We start from the raw sequence: 463 nt of genomic DNA on the forward strand, positions 1-463 counted from the left end.
CGCCCCATCTCGGACGTTCGCCTTAAACTGAAAACATCGGCAAGGACTTCGTCGGCTATTTTTTTTCAGACTTGGCGCTTTTACGTTTGATTTCAGCTTTAATCTTAGCCGCGATTTCATCTTCCTGAAAATCTTCTATAACGCTAGAACCACTACAGGCTTCAATGCTCTGCTGGGCTTTCTTTTTGAAGATGATATATTTTGCTGATACAAACATAGGAACGTTACAGCCACTATTTCCCGTTCCGGTTGAGAGCACAATTTCCTTGGTGCTGACAGCCCCCTTTAACACATTGCGGCTCTGAAAAGTGCCTTCAATGTACGACCATTTTTCAGGATAATCTCCTGGCTTGATTTCAGCACGCTGAAGGGTCGCGAAGAAAATCTCGTCTGCCTCGTTGACGCGCTGAGCCAGCGGAGTGAACTGACAGCTGCACGCACTTGCACCAGCATTTAGTAGGGC

The 463-nt window shown here is 46.9% G+C and carries 1 protein-coding gene; it reads right to left on the bottom strand.

Features of this window, described 5'->3' with window-relative positions:
- Positions 1–55 precede the first annotated feature (55 nt).
- On the bottom strand, positions 56–463 hold a 408-nt coding region (locus AAHE99_RS26695; protein ID WP_342120990.1), incomplete at its 5' end, for a hypothetical protein.

It is taken from the genome of Pseudoduganella sp. OTU4001 (genome assembly GCF_038440195.1).
GTDB lineage: Bacteria > Pseudomonadota > Gammaproteobacteria > Burkholderiales > Burkholderiaceae_D > Rugamonas.